At 70.8% G+C, this 20,848-nt stretch carries 13 protein-coding genes; 5 read left to right on the top strand and 8 right to left on the bottom strand.

Annotated features, from left to right (window positions below):
- Positions 1-68 precede the first annotated feature (68 nt).
- Positions 69-9,797 (bottom strand): DUF5979 domain-containing protein, encoded by a 9,729-nt coding sequence (locus tag HUJ41_RS00890; RefSeq protein WP_179872958.1) that lies wholly within the window; start codon positions 9,795-9,797, stop codon positions 69-71.
- 143 nt (positions 9,798-9,940) lie between these two features.
- On the bottom strand, positions 9,941-10,483 hold the full coding sequence (locus HUJ41_RS00885) for an NUDIX hydrolase family protein (protein ID WP_179872957.1): 543 nt from the start codon (positions 10,481-10,483) through the stop codon (positions 9,941-9,943).
- A gap of 68 nt (positions 10,484-10,551) precedes the next feature.
- On the opposite strand from HUJ41_RS00885, the gene HUJ41_RS00880 reads away from it, so the two are divergent.
- The 3 genes from HUJ41_RS00880 to HUJ41_RS00870 are packed head-to-tail and all read left to right on the top strand — an operon-like array spanning position 10,552 to position 16,680.
- A complete protein-coding gene (locus HUJ41_RS00880) occupies positions 10,552-11,187 on the top strand; it encodes an alpha/beta hydrolase (protein WP_179872956.1) in 636 nt (211 codons plus the stop codon).
- Between the two features lie 59 nt (positions 11,188-11,246).
- Complete coding sequence (locus tag HUJ41_RS00875; RefSeq protein ID WP_179872955.1) at positions 11,247-15,872, top strand: ATP-dependent helicase; 4,626 nt, start codon at positions 11,247-11,249, stop codon at positions 15,870-15,872.
- 10 nt (positions 15,873-15,882) lie between these two features.
- Positions 15,883-16,680 (top strand): Fpg/Nei family DNA glycosylase, encoded by a 798-nt coding sequence (locus HUJ41_RS00870; protein WP_179872954.1) that lies wholly within the window; start codon positions 15,883-15,885, stop codon positions 16,678-16,680.
- Between the two features lie 22 nt (positions 16,681-16,702).
- Here HUJ41_RS00870 and HUJ41_RS00865 read toward each other — a convergent pair whose 3' ends face one another.
- Positions 16,703-17,035, bottom strand: a complete 333-nt coding sequence (locus HUJ41_RS00865) for a hypothetical protein (RefSeq protein ID WP_179872953.1) — start codon at positions 17,033-17,035, stop codon at positions 16,703-16,705.
- A 240-nt stretch (positions 17,036-17,275) separates the two neighbouring features.
- Here HUJ41_RS00865 and HUJ41_RS00860 point away from each other — a divergent pair, with 240 nt between their 5' ends.
- Positions 17,276-17,779, top strand: coding sequence for a thermonuclease family protein (locus HUJ41_RS00860; protein ID WP_179872952.1), 504 nt, complete (start codon positions 17,276-17,278; stop codon positions 17,777-17,779).
- Positions 17,780-17,803: 24 nt separating this feature from the next.
- Here the strand turns inward: HUJ41_RS00860 and HUJ41_RS00855 are convergent, their stop codons facing one another.
- Entirely contained in the window at positions 17,804-18,526 is a 723-nt protein-coding gene (locus HUJ41_RS00855; protein ID WP_179872951.1) for an SOS response-associated peptidase, read from the bottom strand.
- Complete coding sequence (locus HUJ41_RS00850) at positions 18,526-18,780, bottom strand: glutaredoxin family protein (protein ID WP_179872950.1); 255 nt, start codon at positions 18,778-18,780, stop codon at positions 18,526-18,528. Before HUJ41_RS00850 ends, HUJ41_RS00855 begins: the two co-directional genes overlap by 1 nt.
- 53 nt (positions 18,781-18,833) lie before the next feature.
- Here HUJ41_RS00850 and HUJ41_RS00845 point away from each other — a divergent pair, with 53 nt between their 5' ends.
- Positions 18,834-19,622, top strand: a complete 789-nt coding sequence (locus HUJ41_RS00845) for an HAD family hydrolase (RefSeq protein ID WP_179872949.1) — start codon at positions 18,834-18,836, stop codon at positions 19,620-19,622.
- Positions 19,623-19,843: 221 nt separating this feature from the next.
- On the opposite strand, the gene HUJ41_RS00840 is transcribed toward HUJ41_RS00845, so the two are convergent.
- The 3 genes from HUJ41_RS00840 to HUJ41_RS00830 form a co-directional block, all read right to left on the bottom strand.
- A complete protein-coding gene (locus tag HUJ41_RS00840; RefSeq protein WP_003792170.1) occupies positions 19,844-19,942 on the bottom strand; it encodes a 30S ribosomal protein bS22 in 99 nt (32 codons plus the stop codon).
- Between the two features lie 71 nt (positions 19,943-20,013).
- Positions 20,014-20,208: a helix-turn-helix domain-containing protein gene (locus tag HUJ41_RS00835; RefSeq protein WP_179872948.1), complete on the bottom strand. Its 195-nt coding sequence runs from the start codon at positions 20,206-20,208 to the stop codon at positions 20,014-20,016.
- Between the two features lie 117 nt (positions 20,209-20,325).
- Positions 20,326-20,835 carry an ArsR/SmtB family transcription factor gene (locus HUJ41_RS00830; protein ID WP_179872947.1) on the bottom strand — a complete coding sequence of 170 codons (510 nt, stop codon included), beginning with the start codon at positions 20,833-20,835 and terminating at the stop codon, positions 20,326-20,328.
- Positions 20,836-20,848: the final 13 nt, after the last annotated feature.

The raw sequence follows: 20,848 nt of genomic DNA, 5'->3' as shown, positions 1-20,848 counted from the left end.
GGTTCTTCTGACCCGGCAGCTCCTTCACGGCGGCGCCGCTCCCCCTCGTGGGGAGCGGCGCCGTTTCGCTAGGAGGCGTGAGCGCGGCGCCGACTGATCACGACGAGGGTTGCTCCCGCGAGCAGCAGCGCGATGACCAGCGCGATCCACGCGGCGAGTTCGACACCCGTGAGGGCGAGCGTCGTGAGGAAGACGTTGGAGAGCGTCGAGTCGTTGAGCCCGTCGGCGAGAGTGAGATCACCGAGCTGCATGACGCCATCGAGCCACACGACCTGGGCGGTGGCTCCGCCGCTGTCCACCTCCGAGATCGAGCAGACGGCATTCGCCGGCAGGTTCTCGAACATCACGGTCGTGCCGTCGCGGATCTGCGACACCATGCTCGTCGGACGCTCCGGCTCCGGCTCGCTCTCCTCCGACTCCCCGCCTTCGTCGGTCGCGCCCTCCTGGGTGCCCTCGTCTGGGAGCCTCTCCTCGTCCATCCAGTCGCCCGGCAACAGGGGCACAAGCTCACCGTCGCGGTCCCACAGGCACGAGGTCTCGATGACGAACGTGGCGTCAGTGGCCTCGCTCGCGAAGGGGCCCGTGACGTCCTTCGTGACCGAGAAGGCCGCGAGCAGGAAGGTGTTCTCGAGTCCCACGGTGTGATCCTCGTCGGCGACCACGACGAACTCGCTCGCCGTCGCGTCGGTGCGCGTGGCACCGCCCGTGCGGGTCTCCGTCACCGTGCAGTCGGCACCCGCCGGGATCTGCTCCCAGCTGTTGCGGTAACCGTTGAGCTCGGTGAGCTCGCGCGCCGCACCTCCCGGGATCTCCAGGGCGGTGACGACGCCATCGATCGGCAGCGTGCAGGCAAGGCTCGCCTCGAAGGATCCCCGCACGAACGTGCCGGTGCCGTCGCCCGCGAAAGTCTTCTCCACGACGACGCCCCCCACGTCGAAGGTGTTGGTCACCGTGAAGCCGACCGGCTCGGCGGAGACGGTGACCTCATCGACATCGATGCTCGTGCTCGTCGCGCCCGCCGCGCGCGTCTCGACGAGAGAGCAGTCGGCGTCGAGGGGAAGACCCTCGTAGGTCGCACGGTAGAAGCCGTCGGAGGTGAGTTCGCGCAGTGCTCCGCCAGGGATTTCGAGCTGCTGCTCGATCCCGTTGACGTCACGAAGGCACGTGAGCTCGACCTCGAACGGCCCAGCGCCCCACGTCGCAGCACCCTCCCCCACGCGCTCCTTCTCGACCTCGACCTCGCCGAGGGCGAAGGTGTTGGTAACCGTGACGTCGATGGGCTCGTTCCCGATCGTGACGTCCGCCGTGACGCCGTCGACGATCGAGCCGTCGATCGAGGCACCCGCGAGGGTCACGGTCGTGGAGGAGGCTCCGCCCGTGGCAGTCTCCGTCACGGTGCACACGGCTCCCGTGGCGAGGTTCTCGATCGTCACGGGCTCGTCGCCGCGCGCGAACGTGAACGTATCGGTGAAGACCGTGCGCAGACCGGTGCTGTCGTCGAGCTCGCAGGTCACGTCGATCTCGACAGGAGCGTCCGCCCATGCGTCGGCGCCCGCGCCGACCACCGACTTGGCGAGCTCGATCGAGCCGACGGTGTAGTCGTTCTCGATCTCGGCGGTCGTGCTCGTGCCGAGGGTGACGACCGCGGCATCGGCGACGATCGTCGAGGACCCCCCGCCGTCCACGACGGTCACGACGCGCGTCTGCGCCGCGTCCATCGTGTCGGTCTCGGTGATTGTGCACCGGGCCCCGTCGGGCAGGCCGCTCAGCGACCATGTCTCACCGTCGGCGAGGCTGCGCTGCATCGGCGTCTCCGCGTCGTAGCCCGTGCCGTAGACGGCGTCGCCCTCGAAGGTGCACGCGACGGCGATGGGGAAGGGCCCGTAGTCGATGGCTGCGCCCGCAGCGTCGACAGCGTCGCTCGAGACGGTCTTGGTGACGGCGAGGCTCGCGAGCTCGAACGTGTTCTCGACCTCGAGAGCCGGCTGCACCTGGTCGTCGACGAGCTCGGAGTCGTCGACCACGACGGTGAACGTGTGGCCGGTGGCCACGTCCGTGGTCAGCTCACCGCCCTCCGCATCGAGGATGCGACTCGAGGTCGCGCCGGCCGGGTCGCTCTCGGTGAGGGTGCACGCGGCACCAGACGGCAGAAGCGTGTAGCTCGCGGTACCGCCCGAGGCGAGAGTGCGCGTCGCTCCGCCTGCGATCGTCACGTCGACGCCGTCGCGCACGCACGCCAGCGTCACCTCGAAGGGTCCGTCGCCGTACGTGGCTCCCGCCCCGAGCACGGTCTTGGAGATCTCCACCGAGCCGGTCAGGTAGTAGTTCTCGAGGGTCACCGACGCGGGCGCGCCGGATGTCACGACGATGCCGGTGCCGTCGATGACTGTTCCCTCGTCGTCGACGATGCGGTGCGCATCGGCGCCCGTCGCGAGCGGGTCGCGCTCGAACACCGCGCAGGTCGAGCCGTCGGCGAGGTTCTCGATCGTGACGAAGCCGTCGGCGGGCACCGTGACGTCGCCGTTGAACGACTCGCCGACGAGCGGGCTCGTGCAGACGACGTTCGCCGTCACGGACTCGGGGGCGAACTGCCCGACGCCCCCTCCGATGACGTCCTTGGCGATCGTGAAGCTCGTTACGCCGTAGCGGTTGGTGAACTGCACCGTGTTGCGGGTCACCGGGCTCGTGCCATTCGCGGAGAGAGAGGCGATCGTGGTCGACGTGCCGTCGATCGAGGTCGAGAAGCCTCCCACCGTGCGAGCGATCGACGTCGAGTCCGCTTCTTGGTCTTCCGTCTCGGAGACCGTGCACGAGGCGCCCGCGGGCAGACCCGTGAGTGTGCGCGTCTCGTCGTGGCGCAGCGCGAATGTCATGGGTGCGGCGGCGAAGCCGTCGGCGAGCACCGGGTCGCCCTGGAAGGTGCAGGACACCGCGAAGGCGAAGGGGTCGGCCGGGTACACCGGGTCGTCGTTCTCATCGACGGCGTCGGTGAGAACCGTCTTGCCCACGGTGACGGAGGCGAGGTCGTAGCGGTTGGTGACCGTGCGGCTCACCGTGCTGTTGCCCGAGATCGTCACGTTGCTCGGGTTCGTCACCTGCGTGGCGCCCGCGCTCTGCTGCTCCGTGATGGCGCACGTCGACCCCGCGGGGATGTTGTCGATGGTCTGACTGAGCTGCGTCGACGCGCTGAAGGTGAGCGTGCCGTACCAGACCGCCGTGGCACTCGCCCCCGGCGGCTGCGTGGCGGGCGCGATCGTCGACGCGGTGCGCGTGCAGTTGACGAGAACGGTGAAGGTGCCGTCGCCGAAGTCGTAGGGGTCGGTCGCGCCGGCTCCCGTGATCGCCTTGGTCACGGTGAGCGAGCCCACGGGGATGCTGTTGGTGTAGTCGACCGCGTTGGTCGGCTCGCCCGCGCCGTCGTTGGGCGCCAGGGTCACGATGGCCGAGGTGCCGGCGGTCGGCGCCGCGGCCGCTCCGCCCGTCGTGATGACCTTCGTGACCGTGGCACCGCGCGACTGGGTCTCGGTCACTGTGCAGACCGCGCCGGCCGGCAGCCCCGTGTAGCTGCGGGAGCCGCCGTCGTTGAGGGTGAAGGTGGAGGGCGAGACCGCGATCGGCTGCGCGCCCGACCCGGTGTCGAACGTGCAGGCGATCGAGAAGGTGAAGCTGGTCTGCATGATCGGGTCGCCAGCCGCGTTGACCGCCCCGTTCATGTCCACCGACTTGGAGATCGTCAGCCCGGCGAGGTCGTAGGTGTTGGTGACTTCGCTCAGCTGGATCGCGGGGCGCTCGGCGAAGGCGGGGCGCGGGTTGAAGACGGTCGAGGGGCTGTAGTCGAGCGCCCGCACGGTGACCGTCGACGGCAGCGTCGTGATCGAGGTGGCACCCGTCGTGCCCGCCTCGCTAATGCCGCACTCGGCATACAGCGGGATGCCGAGGATGCGCTCGGCCGCCGCGTTGCTCGTGATCGTGAAGGGCGAGCGGTCGTCACCGGCACTGTCGAGCAGCGAGATGGGCTCGCCGCCGACCGAGCAGGCGACATCGATCGGCACCGAGCCTGGTGCGAACGAGGCTCCTTCTCCCTCGACGATCTTCGCGAGGTCGAGAGCACCCGTCGCGAGAGCGACGCCGACCTTGCGCGGCTCGGTCACGAAGCGGTAGGGGAGGTCGTTGTCGCCGTCGCGGCCGCGGGCGGCACCGGCGATCGAGTTGTAGGCGATCGAGTCACGGTCGAGGTTCGCGTCGGTCTCGCGCAGCACCGGCTCGCGCGCGGTCTCCGAGCGGTACACGATCGAGATGTCCTCGCCCGGCAGGAGGCCCTGGTCGGCCTCGGCGACGCCGACCGTCAGGTCGACGACGAACTTGAGCGCGATGACGCTCTCGAGCAGCGCTGCGTCGGGCACCGCCGGCATGACCTGCCAGCCGTCGACAGGGTCATCCCGGTCGGGGATGCCTCCCGTGCTCGGGCTGTCGATGCAGGGCCAGTACTGCTCGACCATCGGCGGGGTCGAGCTGGGCGACATGCCGAGCTCGCGCTGAATGTCGGCGCCGTTGCACGCCGGAGTCGCGAGATCGAGACGATCGGTGTAGTAGACCGTGAGGGCCTCATCGGGCCAGCCGACGAGCCGCGGTCGCTCGGTGAGCGTCGGCGTCCACCGCGAGTTGCGGTTGTCGTTGATGATGACGCCGCGGTCGTTCTCCCTCGGGAGCACGTCGATCGCGACGACCTCGAAGACGCGCACGTTGCCCGCATTGAAGAAGTTGCCGGCCCACTCTTCCGTGCCGCCGGGGCGCGTGATGGGCACGCAGGGGTAGCGGTAGTAGTCCTTGCCGTCCACGGCGAGAGTGGGAGCGCTGCAGTCGACGCCGTTGTTGACCGTGCGGATGACGCCCAGATCGTCGTAGGGCGCACTCGTGACGGGGTCGACGACGGGGTCGCCGTTGATGTCGAGGGGCCCAGCGCCGACGCCCTTCACTCCCTTGACGATGTTCATGGGCGCGCTCGGGAGCGCCCAGACCTTCGTGGTAGCCGTGCAGCTCGATACCTCGAGCTGCGGGTCGGGCTCGAGAATGCCGTTCGTGGAGTACTCGCAGCGATCGAACTCCTGGTCGCTCGTGACGATCGCGCTGTTGACGACGAAGTCCGACGTCTCGGAGCCCGCCTGCAGGAACTGGCGGAAGAGCAGCGGCGCCGAGATGGTGAGGGTCCAGCCCTTCTCGAGGATGAACGCGGGGTCTGGCGTGATCGTGAGCGGCTGGCCGCCGGACGCGCTCGCCCCGAGGTCAGCAGTGAACGAGGGAGCCGCGACCGACTGGCTGGACTCGTCGACGACGGAGATCTCGATGAGGTCTTCGGGCTCGTACGGCGTGCCCGTCTCGGGATCGATGCCGAGCTCGAGCATCGGCCCGGTGCCGTCGACCGGGATGAGGTCGACGATCTGCAGCTCGGCGAGGTCCTTGTCCTGGCCCGTGCCGAGGTTGCGCACCGTGATCTCGTAGGGGATCGGAGCGCCCAGGGTGAGCGGGCCGAAAGGCGTCTTGATGACGCGAACCTCGGCCGGGCGGTGCTGGAACAGGATCTGCCGGGTGTCGTCGTCGGTCGCCTGCCAGAGCGGAGCATCCGCGCCGTTGTCGGCCCACGAGGTCACCTCGACGTCGTTCGTGAAGACGCCAACCTCGGTCTCCCCGGGAGCAGGCTCTGAGTAGATGTAGAGGGTCGACGGCACCGGCTCGGTGCTGGGGGCGACCAGGAGGTCACGCCGCGTCGCCGTGAAGCGCACTGTCTGCAGCGGGTTGTACGGGCGCTCCCACGCCGCGCCGTCGGCGCGCGTGTAGTGCAGACGGATTCCGCGGATGTCGGCGGTCACGGCGCCGGACGGCAGCGACGGCAGCTCGAGCGTCGAGCCGAACGACCCCTCGACCCAGCAGGCGTCGAGCACGGCGGATCCGCTGCACTCGGCCGTGATGCCACCGGAGCCATCGACGACGTAGTCGACGCCGACGAGGACGTCGACCTTCACCCGGTTGAGCGGCGCAGCGAACGAGTGAGAGGAGAATCCGCTGAAGTTGTACGCATTCCAGAACGACGGGGTGAGGTCTTCGATGACCATGTCGGTCGAGCGCACGTTGCCGGAGGGCTGACCGGTCAGTGTCACCGTCGCGGTGCGCGAGTTGCCCTCGAACTGCGTCGCCGGCACGGTCGGTGTCGCCGTCGTGTCTGCCTGGATTCCCTTGGTCGCCGTGACCGCGTACGAGAGGTTCTCGACCGTGACCTGCGCGCTCGCCTGCGCGGTGAGGACGTTGTCGGTCTCTCCCTCGGCAGGGTCGGTCAGACCGCCCGGGTCGGTGATCGTGGCCTCGGCAGTGTTCGCCACGATGGCGCTCGTCGTGCTGTTGACGCGCGTGCCTGGCGTGCTGCGGAGGTCCTGTCGCAGCTGGGTGTCGACGACGAGGCGTGTGGAGGCCTCGACATCGATGCGCCCCGTGTGCACGACCTCGATGCCCACGACATCGGCGAGCTGCGCCGCGCTGAGCGCGAGGGCGGCCGAGCGGGTGTAGGAGGTGAACGCCGCCCCTTCACGCTCGAGGATGACCTCAGTCGACGTCGCCCCCGACGGCACGCTGAGCGAGACGATATCGTACAGGTTGACCGACTCGAAGGGAGTGGTACCCGCGACCGGGTCGAGGATGGAGAGCTCATCGACCTTCGACACTGACGTGTTCTGCGCGTCGATCGTCATGCGGGCTCGAGGGTAGAGCGCCTGGGGCGTGCCGCCGGGAGGGGTGCCGAGCGGGCCGTCGACCCAGCTCTTCGTGATCTCGACGGTCAGCGGCTGATCGAAGATGAGGATCGTGTCGCCATCCGTGCGCGTCAGCAGCACGCTCTCGGCCTCATCGCGCCCCTCGAAGCGCGCCGTGTTGTTCACGACGCCGAAGTCAGCGGTGTTGTACAGGGCCTCCCGAGTGGCGCCGAGCACGGCGACACCGGAGTCGGAGCGGCGCACGTCGCGCACCTCGAAGACGAGGTCGACGCGGCGGTCGAGACCCATCGACGGGGCGACGCCCGTGCCGACGGGAGGTGCCGCAGGGTTGGTGCCGATGCGCGACCCGCGCGAGGGGCTCTCCTCGACGATGAGGCGCACCCCGGTCGCCGCCGCGCTCTCGGCGTCGGTGAGCGTGTACCCGGGGAACGTGCCGTCGCAGCTCGCGGGGCACGGGTCGCCCGTCGCCCCGACCCAGCCTGACCCGGGCACGAAGAGCTCGACCGCGGCGATGCGGTCGAAGGTCAGCAGGGCGTCCATGCCGCTGGAGATCGCCGGAATACGGACGAGGTCGAAGGCTTCGAACACGGTGTCGGCGACGGGCGTCGTCGCAGGATCGGTGGCGGTGTCGGACAGCACGACCGAGTCGAAGAAGGTGCCAGCCGTGCCCCACGAGATGCGCGCCGTCGCCTGATCGGCGCTGCGGGCATTCACAGCCTCGAAGCCCGTGCTCGCCACGGGCTGCCACTCCTTGGAGATCGCCGCAATACCGCCCGAGCCGTCACCGCTGTCGACGGTGGGCAGCAGCAGGAGGGGAGCCACGGCGTCGTCCGTGGCCTCGGAGGGCGTCGCCACCGGGTTCGACACGCGGGCCTGCACGGTGTTGTCGACGCTGATCGACGCGGTGCGCGTGGCCGACGCGGCCTCGCCCGTTCCGTCGCGCAGCTCGCCGCGCAGGGCGAAACGGAGGTTGGGCTGCGCGCTGAAGCCGGGGTTGAGCAGCGTGCCCGAGGTGTCGTAGTCGACGTGCTGGTAGCTGAAGCGGATGCCCTGGAGCACCTCGCGCACGCCGGCATCGATGCTCGTCGTGAGGAAGGACGGGCCGAGGAGCCCGTCGGCGCCGGGCAGCACGCTCCACGTCGACCCGTCGAAGTACTCCACCGTGAGAGTCGTGTTCGCGGGAACGGCTGTCGCCACGATGTCGGTGAGGGTGAAGTAGTTGTAGAACTCGTCGGCGCTCGTCTCCAGCGGGTCGGTGATGACGAGAGCGACGGAACCGACCGTCGAGGACGAAGGATCGACTGCCGTCGCCGGCAGTGGCGTGATGCGGCCGGGCAGGGAGATGAGCGTCGTCGCACCTTCGAGGCTGTACAGCTCGTCGGGGCTGATGATCTTCTCGACCTCGGTGTTCACGCGCGAGGTGCGACGGGTGAGGTCGTCCGAGGCCAGGGCGGAGGCCGATTGGTCGTCGAGAGCGACGACGTCGACACGCACCTGGTTGGTCGTGGTCTCGTCGCTCACGACGGCATCCGTGACCACGCGGAAGGGCAGCGACGCGTACTGCCCGGGCGTCATGCCTCCGGGCTGCGTGCTGAGGAACCGGACCCGCACGCTCTGCACGAGCGCAGCATCCACCGGGGCCGGGAGCGTGTCGACGGTGGTCGTCGTGACGGGCGCGCTGAAGTCGGCATCGCCCTCGTACCAGTAGCTCACCTCGGCGCTCGTGGCGCTCACGGGCCACTCGATATCGGCGTCGACCCAGCTGTCGAAGCTCAGGCCCTGATCGGCGAGCGAGGTCGAGCCGGGCGCGGGCTCGGTGAGCGTGAGCTCCTTGAGCGCGAAGTCTCCCCCGTTCTGGCCTCCGATCGTCACGCGCTCGAACGCACCGCCGATCACGTAGGCGTTCTCGAACTGCTTGGTCGCGAGAGGGGCGATGCTCGAGGGGTCGAGGCGGATCGTGTCGGCGGCCGGCTCGGGGCTCGTCGTCGTCGCGTCGAAGCGCACCCACGAGCTCGCCGTGTTGGTGAGAGTGAGGGTCGAGGCGACAGCGGCCGCGGTCGCCGTGAGCTCGCCGTCGATCGTGATGCCACCCGTCGCACCCCGGTCGACCCGCCCGGTGCTCGACGAGAAGACGATGCGCAGCCCGCGAATGTCGGCCGTGTCGACTCCAGTGGGAAGGGCGGCTGTGGCCGCGGGCGTGCCGGACGTCCAGTCGGCGCCGTCGAACCAGTCCACGCGCACACGATCGGCGCCCGCGGGGAGCTCGAGCCCGCTCAGGCCCGTGATCTCGACGTAGTCGAGGATCGTCGAGGAGGTGTCTGCGGGTTCCTGGATGACGAGCTCGTCGACCGAGCCGTTGCTCGTGTTGGTCGCCCCCAGGTCGAAGGCGACGGTGCGGCCGAGCACGGCCGGGGTGGTGGCGGGGGTCACGGACTTGGTCGTGTCGGAGCCGAGCACGCGCGGCACGGCGAGCAGCACCTCGGCGCTCGACTCGACGAGGCTCGGGCGCGGAGGGTCGAGCGCGAGGTCCTCTCGGTTGCTGACCGTCACGGTCGCCGTGTTGGGCAGCAGGGTTCCGTCGAAGTCGGCGGACAGGTCGGAGGGGACGGTCGCGGTCGCGCTGATCTGCACGCCCGTGCCGGCCTGCATGCCCGTGAAGCCGCCTCCCAGATCGTCGATGACCTCGACCGTGAAGGCGTTGCCCGAGATCTGCACGTCGATGGGCGGCACCTGCGTCGCCATGGTGACCGACTGAAGCTCGAGCGGCGCGGGCACCGAGTCGGCGAGCGTGAGGTCGAGGCAGTCGGTCTCGAGCGAGGAGCAGTTGATGCTGAACTGGTAGGTCACCGTCTGGCCGGGGCCGACGGAGGTGGGCGCGGCAGGAATCGCTTCCTTCTCGAACTGGATGAGCACGGGCTCGTCGGGGTCGCCCTCGGCTGCGACCGCCGACGGCATCGTCACGAAGGGCGCGAGGAGGGCGATGAGACCCGCGGCCGCGATCGCCGCGAGTACGCGCGTAGAGAATCGTCGAAACATGTGCTGCCCCCGGGTTGACGTGCCGGCGCGACGACCGGACGCCGCCCCCGTCTTTCACCCTAGAGGTCCATGAACCTCATTCATGTCCCTAGAACGGGGGTACTCGTGGCCCCAAACAGGGGTACGACAGGGAACTCGTGCCGCTAGGGCAGCACGCCCACCGAGGCGAGGGCCGAGCGCAGAAGGGCACCGCGACCGCCCTCCATCTCGTCGGAGACCCGATCGGTCGCCGCCTCGGCCGGGCTCAGCCACGTCAGCTCGAGCGCATCCTGCCGGGGGTCGCACGTTCCGGTGACGGGGACGACGTAGGCGAGCGAGACGGCGTGCTGCCGGTCGTCGGAGAACCGCGTCGGGCTCGGGAACGGGAAGTACTCGGCGACGGCGAACGGAACGGGCGATGCGGGAAGCTGCGGGAAGGCCATCGGGCCCAGGTCCTTCTCCAGATGGCGGAACAGCGCGTCACGCAGAGTCTCGCCGTACAGCACGCGACCGCTCACGAGCGTGCGCGTGATGCTGCCCGAGTCGGTGGCGCGCAGGAGGACTCCGACGTCGGTCACCGTGCCCATGCCGTCGACGCGCACGGGCACCGCCTCGATGTAGACGAGAGGCAGTCGCTGGCGGATCTGCTCGAGCTCCTCATCCGAGAGCCAGCCCGGGTTGGGGTCGGGGGTGCGCACGGTAGCCATGCTCCATTGTCACCCGCTCGGCGGCCTCCCGCGCGCATCAGACACGATGCACCTGACACCATGGGGGAATGAGCGCCGTGCAACTAATCGACGAGAGCGCCGTGCTGTGGTCTGCACCGCAGAGCGAGCGCGCCGACCGACCACTGCTCGTGCTGCTCCACGGATACGGCTCGCACGAGGGCGACCTCTTCGGCCTCGCCCCCCACCTCCCCCTCGACCCGGTCATCGCCGCCGTGCGCGCCCCCCTGCGCGCCGGCCCCGGCTACTCCTGGTACCCGCTCGAGAACGTCTCGCACGAGGAGCGCGCAGCGGGGGCCGACGCCGCCGCCCGGGGCCTTCTGCAGTGGCTCGACGGAACCTCGGCCACGTCGGTCGGCCTGCTCGGTTTCAGCCAGGGCGGGGCCATGAGCATCCAGCTGCTGCGTCACGCCCCGGAGCGCTTCGCGTTCGCGGTATCGCTCGCCGGTTTCGTCGTGCCGGGCCAGGCCCCCGCCGATGACCGGCTTGCGCAGCTCGCTCCCCCGGTCTTCTGGGGGCGCGGCACGCACGACGAGGTGATCCCGTCGTCGTTCGTCGAGGCCACGCAGCGCTGGCTGCCGCATCACTCGACCCTCACGACGCGCATCTACGAAGGGCTCGGCCACAGCGTGAGCGAACCCGAGCTCGCCGACGTGCTCGCCTTCCTGCGCGCCCGCTACGCCTGAGCGCGGCCCGGGCGCATCCTGTCAGGCTCGCGGTCGGTGCCGAGGGGCAGAATGGCGGGATGACCGACCCCGAGCCTGACGACGTGCTCGGTCGCTTCGCGCCGGCCACGCGCGAGTGGTTCACCGGAGCTTTCCCGGCGGCGACTCCGGCGCAGCTGGGCGCGTGGGAGGCGATCTCGACCGGGCGCCACGCGCTCGTCGTCGCACCGACCGGGTCGGGCAAGACACTCGCGGCTTTCCTCTCGTCGATCGACCGTCTTGTCGCGACCCCCTCGCAGCGCTCGGCGACGGCGACCGAGGGCGGCTCCCGCACGACCGTGCTGTACGTGAGCCCGCTCAAGGCGCTCGGCGTAGACGTGGAGCGCAACCTGCGTGCCCCGCTCATCGGGGTCGAGCGCACGGCAGCACGGCTCGGGGTCGACGTGCCACCGATCACCGTCGGGGTGCGGTCGGGCGACTCCCCCACGCAGGAGCGTCGCGCCCTGCAGAAGAACCCGCCAGACATCCTCATCACGACCCCGGAGAGCCTGTACCTCATGCTCACCTCGAGCGCCCGCGAGACGCTCGACGGCGTCACGACGGTCATCGTCGACGAGGTGCACGCGGTCGCCGGAACCAAGCGCGGCGCGCACCTCGCGCTGAGCCTCGAGCGGCTCGACGCCCGGCTGGCGCGCCCCGCGCAGCGCATTGGGCTCTCGGCGACCGTGCGGCCCGTCGAGGAGGTCGCGCGGTTCCTCGGCGGGGCCGCCCCGGTCACGATCGTGAAGCCGCCGGCCGCCAAGACCTTCGATCTGACGATCTCGGTGCCTGTCGACGACATGACTGCGCCCGGCTCGCTCGTGCCCGTCGAGGAGGAGGGGTCGACCTCGGGCGTGGCACCGCCGCCGTCGATCTGGCCGCACGTGGAGGAGGACATCGTCGAGCGCGTGCTCGCGCGCCGGTCCACGATCGTCTTCGTGAACTCCCGCCGCCTGGCCGAGAGGCTCACAGCCCGGCTCAATGAGATCTACGCGGAGCAACTCGCTGGCGAACCGTCGCCCCCGACGGCGCCACCGGCCTCGATGATGGCTCAAGCCGGCGCGACGGGAGGCGCCGAGCCCCTCCTCGCCCGCGCGCATCACGGCTCGGTGAGCAAGGACCAGCGGGCCGACATCGAGGACGACCTGAAGTCGGGCCGCCTGCGCTGCGTCGTCGCGACGAGCAGCCTCGAGCTCGGCATCGACATGGGAGCGGTCGACCTCGTCATCCAGGTGGAGGCGCCTCCCAGCGTGGCGAGCGGGCTCCAGCGCATCGGCCGCGCCGGCCACCAGGTCGGGGAGGTCTCCACGGGCGTGCTCATGCCCAAGCACCGGCTGGACGTGTTGCACGCGACCGTCACGAGCGAGCGCATGGTGAGCGGCCTCATCGAAGAGCTCCGCATTCCGCAGAACCCGCTCGACGTGCTCGCTCAGCAGACGGTCGCCCACGTGGCGCTCGAACCGTGCGACGTCGAGGAGTGGTTCGACACGGTGCGGCGCAGTGCTCCGTTCGCCGGCCTGCCGCGCTCGGCCTTCGACGCCGTGCTCGACCTGCTGAGCGGCCGCTACCCGAGCGACCGCTTCGCCGAGCTGCGGCCGCGCATCGTGTGGGATCGCGTACGAGGCGAGCTCAGCGGTCGACCCGGTGCTCAGCGCCTCGCCGTCACGAGCGGCGGCACCATTCCCGACCGCGGCCTCTACGGGGTCTTCCTGCCCGGCGAGGGAGCCGGTCGTCGCGTGGGCGAGCTCGACGAGGAGATGGTCTACGAGTCGCGGGTCGGCGACGTCATCTCCCTCGGGGCGACGAGCTGGCGCATCGACGAGATCACGCACGACCGCGTCGTCGTCACGCCCGCGTTCGGGCAGCCCGGCAAGGTGCCGTTCTGGCGCGGGGACGGCCTGGGGCGGCCCGCGGAGCTCGGGCGCGCGCTCGGCACCGCGACGCGCGAGCTGGGCGCGGCGACCGCGGAGGGTCGCCGGGAGCGCCTCGTCGCCGCGGGTCTCGACGACCGCGCCATCCTCAATCTGGATGCTCTGCTCACCGAGCAGGCCGCCTCCACCGGTCACCTGCCGACCGACGAGACTCTTGTCGTCGAGAGGTTTCGCGATGAGCTCGGCGACTGGCGGCTCGTGCTGCACTCGCCGTACGGCCTTGCGGTGCACGCGCCCTGGGCCCTCGCCGTGTCGGCGCGCATCCGCGAGCGCCACGGCTTCGATGGCGCGGCGATCGCCGCCGACGACGGCATCGTGGTGCGGCTGCCCGACACGGAGAGCGAGCCGCCGGGCGCCGAGCTCTTCCTGTTCGAGAAGGACGAGCTCGACGAGCTCGTGACGGTCGAGGTGGGGGGCTCGGCGATGTTCGCGAGCCGGTTCCGCGAGTGCGCCGCGCGCGCCCTGCTACTGCCGCGGCGCAACCCGAGCCAGCGCAGCCCGCTCTGGCAGCAGCGGCAGCGTGCGAGCCAGCTGCTCGAGGTCGCCCGCGAGTTTCCCGCCTTCCCGATCATTCTCGAGACCGTGCGGGAGGTTCTCGGCGACGTCTACGATCTGCCCAGCCTCACGCAACTCACCGATCGCATCCGCCAGCGATCGGTGCGCCTCGTCGAGGTGGAGACGCCGACGCCTTCCCCCTTCGCGCGCTCCCTCCTCTTCGGCTATGTCGCCGCCTTCCTCTACGAGGGCGACAGCCCGCTCGCCGAGCGTCGCGCTGCGGCGCTCAGCATCGACTCGACCCTCCTCGCCGAGCTGCTCGGCCGCGCGGAGCTGCGGGAGGTGCTCGACCCGACGGTCATCCTGCAGACCGAGGCCGAGCTGCAGCGCTTGGCTCCCGATCGCCGGGCTCGCGATGCGGAGGGCGTGGTCGACCTGCTTCGCCTCCTCGGGCCGCTCTCGCTCGAGGAGCTCGTCGAGCGCGCAGGCGTCGAGCTCGCGGCCGAGCCGCCCGGCCGCGCCGAAGTCGTCTCGGGCTGGCTGCACGAGCTGGGTCGCGCGAACCGCGTCCACTCGGTGTCGATCGCGGGGGTGTCCCGCTACGCGATCGTCGAGGACGCCGCGAGGCTGCGCGACGCCCTCGGCACCCCCGTGCCGATCGGTGTGCCGACCGCGTTCCTGGAGAGCGTGCCCGACCCGATCGGCGACCTCGTCGCGCGCCACGCGCGCACCCACGGCCCGTTCGTCGCGCAGGACGTCGCGCACCGCTTCGGGCTCGGCATCGCGGTGGTGACGGATGCCCTGCGCCGGCTCGCCGGCGAGCGGCGTGTGCTCGAGGGCGAGTTCCGCCCGGGCGCGAGCGGCACAGAGTGGGTCGACGTCGAGGTGCTGCGGCGGCTGCGCACGCGAAGCCTCGCGGCCCTGCGCTCGGAGATCGAGCCCGTGAGCGCGGGCACACTGGGGCGCTTCCTCCCCTCGTGGCAGAACGTGGGCAGCACGCTGCGCGGGCTCGACGGCGTGCTGCAGGCGGTCGAGCAGCTGCAGGGCGCGGCTCTGCCCGCGAGTGCATGGGAGACCCTGGTTCTGCCGAGCCGTGTGCGCGACTACTCCCCCGCCTGGCTCGACGAGCTCACCGCCGCGGGCGAGCTCGTCTGGGCGGGAGAGGGCTCCCTCGCCGGCAACGACGGCTGGCTGAGCCTGCACCTGCCCGAGACGGCGCCGCTGAGCCTGCACGACCCCGCACCGACCGAGCCGACCCTGTCGCAGGAGGCGATCCTCGCCGCGCTCTCGAGCGGTGGCGCCTACTTCTTCCGCCAGCTCTCCGACGTCGTGAACAGCCAGGACGGCCTCGACCGCGTCGACGATGCCGCCCTGGCCGATGATCTCTGGCAGCTCGTGTGGGCCGGCCTGCTGACGAACGACACGCTCGCGCCCGTACGGGTGATGCTCGGTGCCACGCGCCAGCGGGCGAGCACTCCTCGGCGCGCACCGCGCTCACGCAGCTATCGCGGGTACGCGCGCCCGGCCTCCGTCTCTCGGACGGGGCCGCCGATCGCGGCGGGCCGGTGGTCGCTGCTGCCCGACCGTGATGGGGACGCGACTCGGCGAGCAGCGCATCTCGCCGACACCCTCCTGGAACGGCATGGCGTCATCACGCGCGGTGCCGCGCAGGCGGAGGAGGTCGTGGGAGGCTTCGCGCTGCTGTATCGCGTGCTCAGCCGAATGGAGGAGGCCGGCCGGGTGCGCCGCGGCTACTTCGTCGAGCACCTCGGGGCCGCCCAGTTCGCCACGCCGGCGACCGTCGACCGGGTGCGCGCGCACTCGCGCGACCCCGATGCCGCCCCGGCGCTGCGCGCCGTAGTGCTCGCCGCGAGCGACCCGGCCAACCCCTACGGCGCTGCGCTGCCCTGGCCGGCCGTCCAGATCGACTCGGCCGACTCCGCACGGGGAGCCTCGCCGGGTCACCGCGCGGGCCGCAAGGCGGGGGCGATCGTCCTGCTCGTGGACGGGCACCTCGCCGTCTACCTGGAGCGCGGCGGCAAGAGCGCCCTGACGTTCACGGACGACGCCGCCGTGCTCGAGGCCGCCGCCGCTGAGCTCGCCGCCGTCGTGCGTGCCCGACTGCGCAGCGTGCGGGTGGAGCGGGTCAACTCGCAGAGCGTGTTCGGCACACCTCTCGCCGACGCCCTGACCGCCGCGGGCTTCGTCGCCACGCCGCAGGGCCTGAGGCTCAGGGTCTGAGGCGCCGAGCATGCCGGAGGGAGACACCGTTCATCGCGCCGCGCGTCGGCTGGCCGAGGCGCTCGAGGGTCGTGCGGTGCTCAGCAGCGACGTGCGCGTGCCCCAGCACGCGACCGTCGATCTGAGCGGCGAGGTCGTCGACGCTGTCGTCGCGCGGGGCAAGCACCTGATCATGCGCATCGGGCCGAGCGTCGTGCACTCGCATCTCAAGATGGAGGGCTCGTGGCACGTCTACCGCCCGGGCACGCGGTGGCGCCGCCCCGCCTTCGAGGCGCGCATCGTGCTCGACGTGGCCTCCGGAGGCGGGGATGCTCACCCCTGGCAGGCCGTCGGTTTCGCGCTGGGCGAGCTCGACATCGCGCCGCGTGACCGCGAGGAGGAGCTCGTCGGCCACCTCGGGCCCGACCCGCTCGGCGACGACTGGAACCGGGAGGAGGCGCTGCGCCGCCTGACCGCCGACCCGACTCGGCCCCTCGGTCTCGCCCTGCTCGACCAGCGCATCATCGCCGGCCTCGGCAACGACTACCGCAACGAGACGCTCTTCCTGCGCGGCATCCTCCCCGAGCGCACCGTGGGCGAGGTGGATGCTGCTGCCGCGCTCGATCTGGCGGTGCGCCTCATCCGCGCCAACCGCGACCGAGTCGAACGCACGACGACGGGCGACACGCGTCGAGGGCGCCGACTGTGGGTCGCGCACCGCGACCGCGAACCCTGCCGGCGATGCGGAACCCCCGTGCAGCGGGGAACCCTCGGCGACGACGCCCTCACCGAGCGCATCACGTGGTTCTGCCCGCAGTGCCAGCACTGAGAGCACAGCGGATGGTCGGGAGCTACTCCTCGGCGTCGCGCGCCCCGCTCGGGCGCCAGGCGACGATGCGCAGGCTCGCCGCGGCCGTGAGCGCGACGACTCCGGCAATGCTGAGCGGCAGCGCGAGCATCTGCGCGATGCGCGGCACCACGTAGGTGCTGGGATCGTAGATGCCGGGCGCGACGCTGAAGGCGTACTCGCTGTACACGGTGAGGGCGATCGCGAGAGCGAGGGCGAGGCCACCCACGGCCCACAGTGCACGCAGCCAGGGGTTGCCGGCGACGACGATCTCGAAGTGCGCGTGGTCGTCGAGCGCACGCGCCGTCGGGCGGTGCCGCTGCGTCGACGCCGGCACAGCGACGCCAGCATCGAGAACCGGGCCTCTCGGGGAGTCCGACCGAACGGCACGTGTCTCTGATGCCGCGGCCGGTGGCGGAGTCTCCTCGGCCCCGCCGCGCTGAAAGGCGGTCGGGTATCGCGGGTCCAGGTCTGTCTCGCGAGGGCTCACGTCGACCCACCTCCTTCGGTGCGTGCGGTGCGGTCAGCCTAACCCGCCCCGTTCGGGGTGCCGGAGGGTGCCCGGTAGCCTCACAGCATGCTCTCGCCCGTCTCCCTTGGAGCGACACTCACGGTCGCGGGGCTCCTGCTCGGGCTCGCCTCGTGCGGCGGCGAGGCTCCGTCGATCGGTGACGACGCACGTGCGACGTCGACGGGCACCGTCCTCTCGATCACCGACGGTGACACTCTGCGCCTCGCACTTGATGGCGAGGAGCTCGCCGTGCGCCTCATCGGCATCGACACCCCCGAGGTGCACCCCGAGGTCGAGTGCTTCGGGCCGGAGGCGGAGGCACTCCTCGCCGACCTCGCACCCGTCGGCGCAGTGCTGCGCGTGGAATACGACCTCGACCCGCGCGACCCCTACGACCGCGAGCTGCTGTACCTCTACACCGAGGACGGCACGTTCGTGAACCTCGAGCTCGTCGCGCGCGGCGCCGCTGAGGCCGTCCTCTTCGAGCCCAACGATCGCTACTGGGACGAGTTGCGCGCGGCCGAACGAGAGGCGCGGGATGCCCGGCTCGGGCTCTGGGCGCAGTGCTGACGCAAGGCCCGCGCGGCCCGCGCGCTACACCCGTTCGATGAGGTGCGGCCCGTCGCCGCGCAGCGGTGCGACCGCGTGCAGCTCGAGCCTCTCGAGCACCGTCTCGCTCTCGGCGACGACCATGTCGACGAGGGCGGCATCGCCCTCGACGGTCGGGTCGAGCCAGGCGTCCCACGCCTCACGCGGCAGCATGACGGGCGCTCGATCGTGGATGCTCGCCGCCGGCCCGTGGGCTGCGCGCGTGAGCATCGTCGCGGTCAGCACCCACGGCTCCGGCTCGGCACCCTCGGCGGCGGGCGGCCGCCACCACGAGTACAGCCCGGCGAAGGCGAGCTCCCCCTCCACCGGATCGGTGATCCAATGCGGGGTCTTGAGCGGCTTGCCGCTCGAGCTCTCGACGGTGTGCCACTCGTAGTAGCCGTCGGCGGGCAGGATCGCACGCGAGCGCACGACGGCGTTCTTGAAGGTGGCCTTCTCGGTGACGGTCTCGCTGCGCGCGTTGAACGTCGGATACTTCGAGGCGAGCTCGGTCGCCCACCGCGGCACGAGCGACCAGCGCGCCGCCGTGACGAGGCGCGAGGGCATCCCGTCCGGGTCGTTCTTCGGCACCCGGTCGACGACGATGGGCACCTGCTGCGTGGGCGCGATGTTCCAGCTCGCCGGCATCGCGACCGCGTCGACCTCGTCGGCCTCGAAGTAGGCGCCGAGCTCCTCACCGCTCTTCGTGTTCGCGTACCGCCCGCACATCAGGGCGCCTCCGCGGCGAGCGCCGCGCGCAACCGGGTCGAGTCGACGCGGTGGATGGTGTGGACGACGTCGTCGACGAGCACCACGGGAATGTCGTTGCGGTGCCGCTCGAAGAGTTCGGGATCATCGAGGATCGAGTGCTCGACGAGCTCGACCTGCGGGAAGTCGAGCAGGGCATCCTCGATGATGTCGCGCGCCACATCGCACAGGTGACAGCCGGGCTTGGCGAGCAGGGTGACGGTCGTCGCGGGCACGCGCTCAGTGTACGCGTGCGCCGGGAGCGAGCGCCGTGCCTATGCTGGTCACGATGTCTGACACCGCCGCCGACGCCGGGCCTGCAGCTGCACCGAGCCCGACCCCGATCGTGGCGTTCTTCGACGTGGACAACACGCTCATGCGAGGGGCGAGCGTGTACCACCTGGGTCGCGCGGCCTGGAAGCGCGGCTACGTGACCTTCGGCGACATCGTGCGGTTCGGCTGGAAGCAGATGCGCTTCATCGCCGTCGGCGAAAACCACCGCCACCAGGTCGCCGTGCGCGACCGCGCGCTCGAGCTCATCGCTGGCCACACCGAGGCCGAGCTCGAGGAGCTCGCGATCGAGACCTACGAGAAGCGCATCGAGCGGCTGCTGCTGCCGGAGACCGTGGGGCTCGCCCAGGATCACCGCGACAAGGGTCACGAGGTGTGGCTCATCACCGCGACCCCGGAGGCCTGCGCCCGGGTCATCGCCGAGCGGCTCGGGCTCACGGGTGCGATCGGCTCGCGCATCGTGAGCGTCGACGGCGTGTTCACGGGCGAGCTGCTCGGCCACGTCATGCACGGGCCGCACAAGGCGACGGCCGCGGCTCAGCTCGTCGCCGAGCGCGGTGCCGAGCTCGCCGACTGCTGGGCGTACTCCGACTCGCGCAACGACATCCCTCTGCTCGAACTCGTGGGCAACCGCGTGGTCGTGAACCCCGATGCGGCCCTCGCGCGCTACGCGAAGGCACGCTCGTGGTCGATCCTCACCGCGGGTGCCGCGAGCATCCGCGCCGCACGCCGGCGCGTCCGTCGCGAGGCGCGCGCGGTTGCGCGGTCGGCGCGCCGCCAGCGCTGAGCAGAGCCGTCTCGAGCGCCCCGCACCTGTGCGTGCTCGCGGCATCTGTGTGCGCTCCGACAGACACACATGCCCCCTGTGGGCACAGTCGTCTGCTGTCATGCGCCGCCGGCGCTGAGCCCGCCAGCGGTGGGCCCGGCAACGCCCGACGGCGGAAGGCCCGGCAACACGAAAGGCGCCCGACCCTGGGGGCCGGACGCCTGTCGGAGGCTCGGTGGCCTCTACTTCTTGTTGCGACGCTGGTGACGCGTCTTGCGCAGCAGCTTGCGGTGCTTCTTCTTGGCCATGCGCTTGCGGCGCTTCTTGATGACGGAACCCATAGAAAATCCTCTGATCGTCGACTGAACGGGAGCAACGGCCCGTTCAGGACCGTGTCATGTACCGCAGGAGTCTAGCCGACGTCGCTGATGGGCGTGTCGATGGCCGATACGACGGCCGACTCGGGGATGCGGAACGAGCGCCCGAAGCGGATCGCCGGCAGGTCGCCCGCGTGCACCATGCGGTACACGGTCATCGAGGAGACGCGCATCATGTCGGCGACTTCCGCCACCGTCAGGAAGCGCACGTCGCTCAGGTCGCGGTCCATGTCGTCATCCTCGGGTCGTGCGCACACTCGTGGAGTGACGAATGTGTCCGAAGTTCAGAGTAGGGGCACGTGTGACTGAAGTAAAGAGACCCGATCGGGGGCTATCGAGCGGGATGCTCAGCTCTCGCCGCGCTTCCAGGGCAGCTTCTGCGTGACCGACTCCTGCACCTCGTGCAACCGCTCCTGCACGCCGTGCAGGCGCTCCTGAGCCTCGTGCACGACCGTGCGCGCCTGGTGCGAGGCCCCGGCCGCGACGCGACCGACCGTGCTGCCGGCACGCTCGACATCCGCCCCGGCCCACGCCGTGAAGACGGGGCTCGTGACGGGCTCGAGCCCGTCGGCACCGGCGCTCAGGAACGGCACGAGGTAGTCCTCGACCTCCTCGAGCGGGCTCGCTTCGACCCGGTAGTAGCGGTGCTGCCCCTCCTCACGCACGGTCACGAGACCGTGCTCGCGCAGCACCTTGAGGTGCTTGGAGACGGTGGGCTGGGTCGCGTCCATGCGCTCGACGAGCTCTCCCACGCTCAACTCTCCCGATGAGGCGTCCGCGGCGAGCGCCGCGTCGAGCAGGTGCTGGAGGAGTTCGCGCCGCGTTGCGTCCGCGATCACGTCGAAGATGTCGGCCATGTGACCAACCTAC

Source organism: Microcella indica, assembly GCF_013414345.1.
Classification (GTDB): domain Bacteria; phylum Actinomycetota; class Actinomycetes; order Actinomycetales; family Microbacteriaceae; genus Microcella; species Microcella indica.
This window is presented reverse-complemented; position numbering and strand designations above follow the sequence as displayed.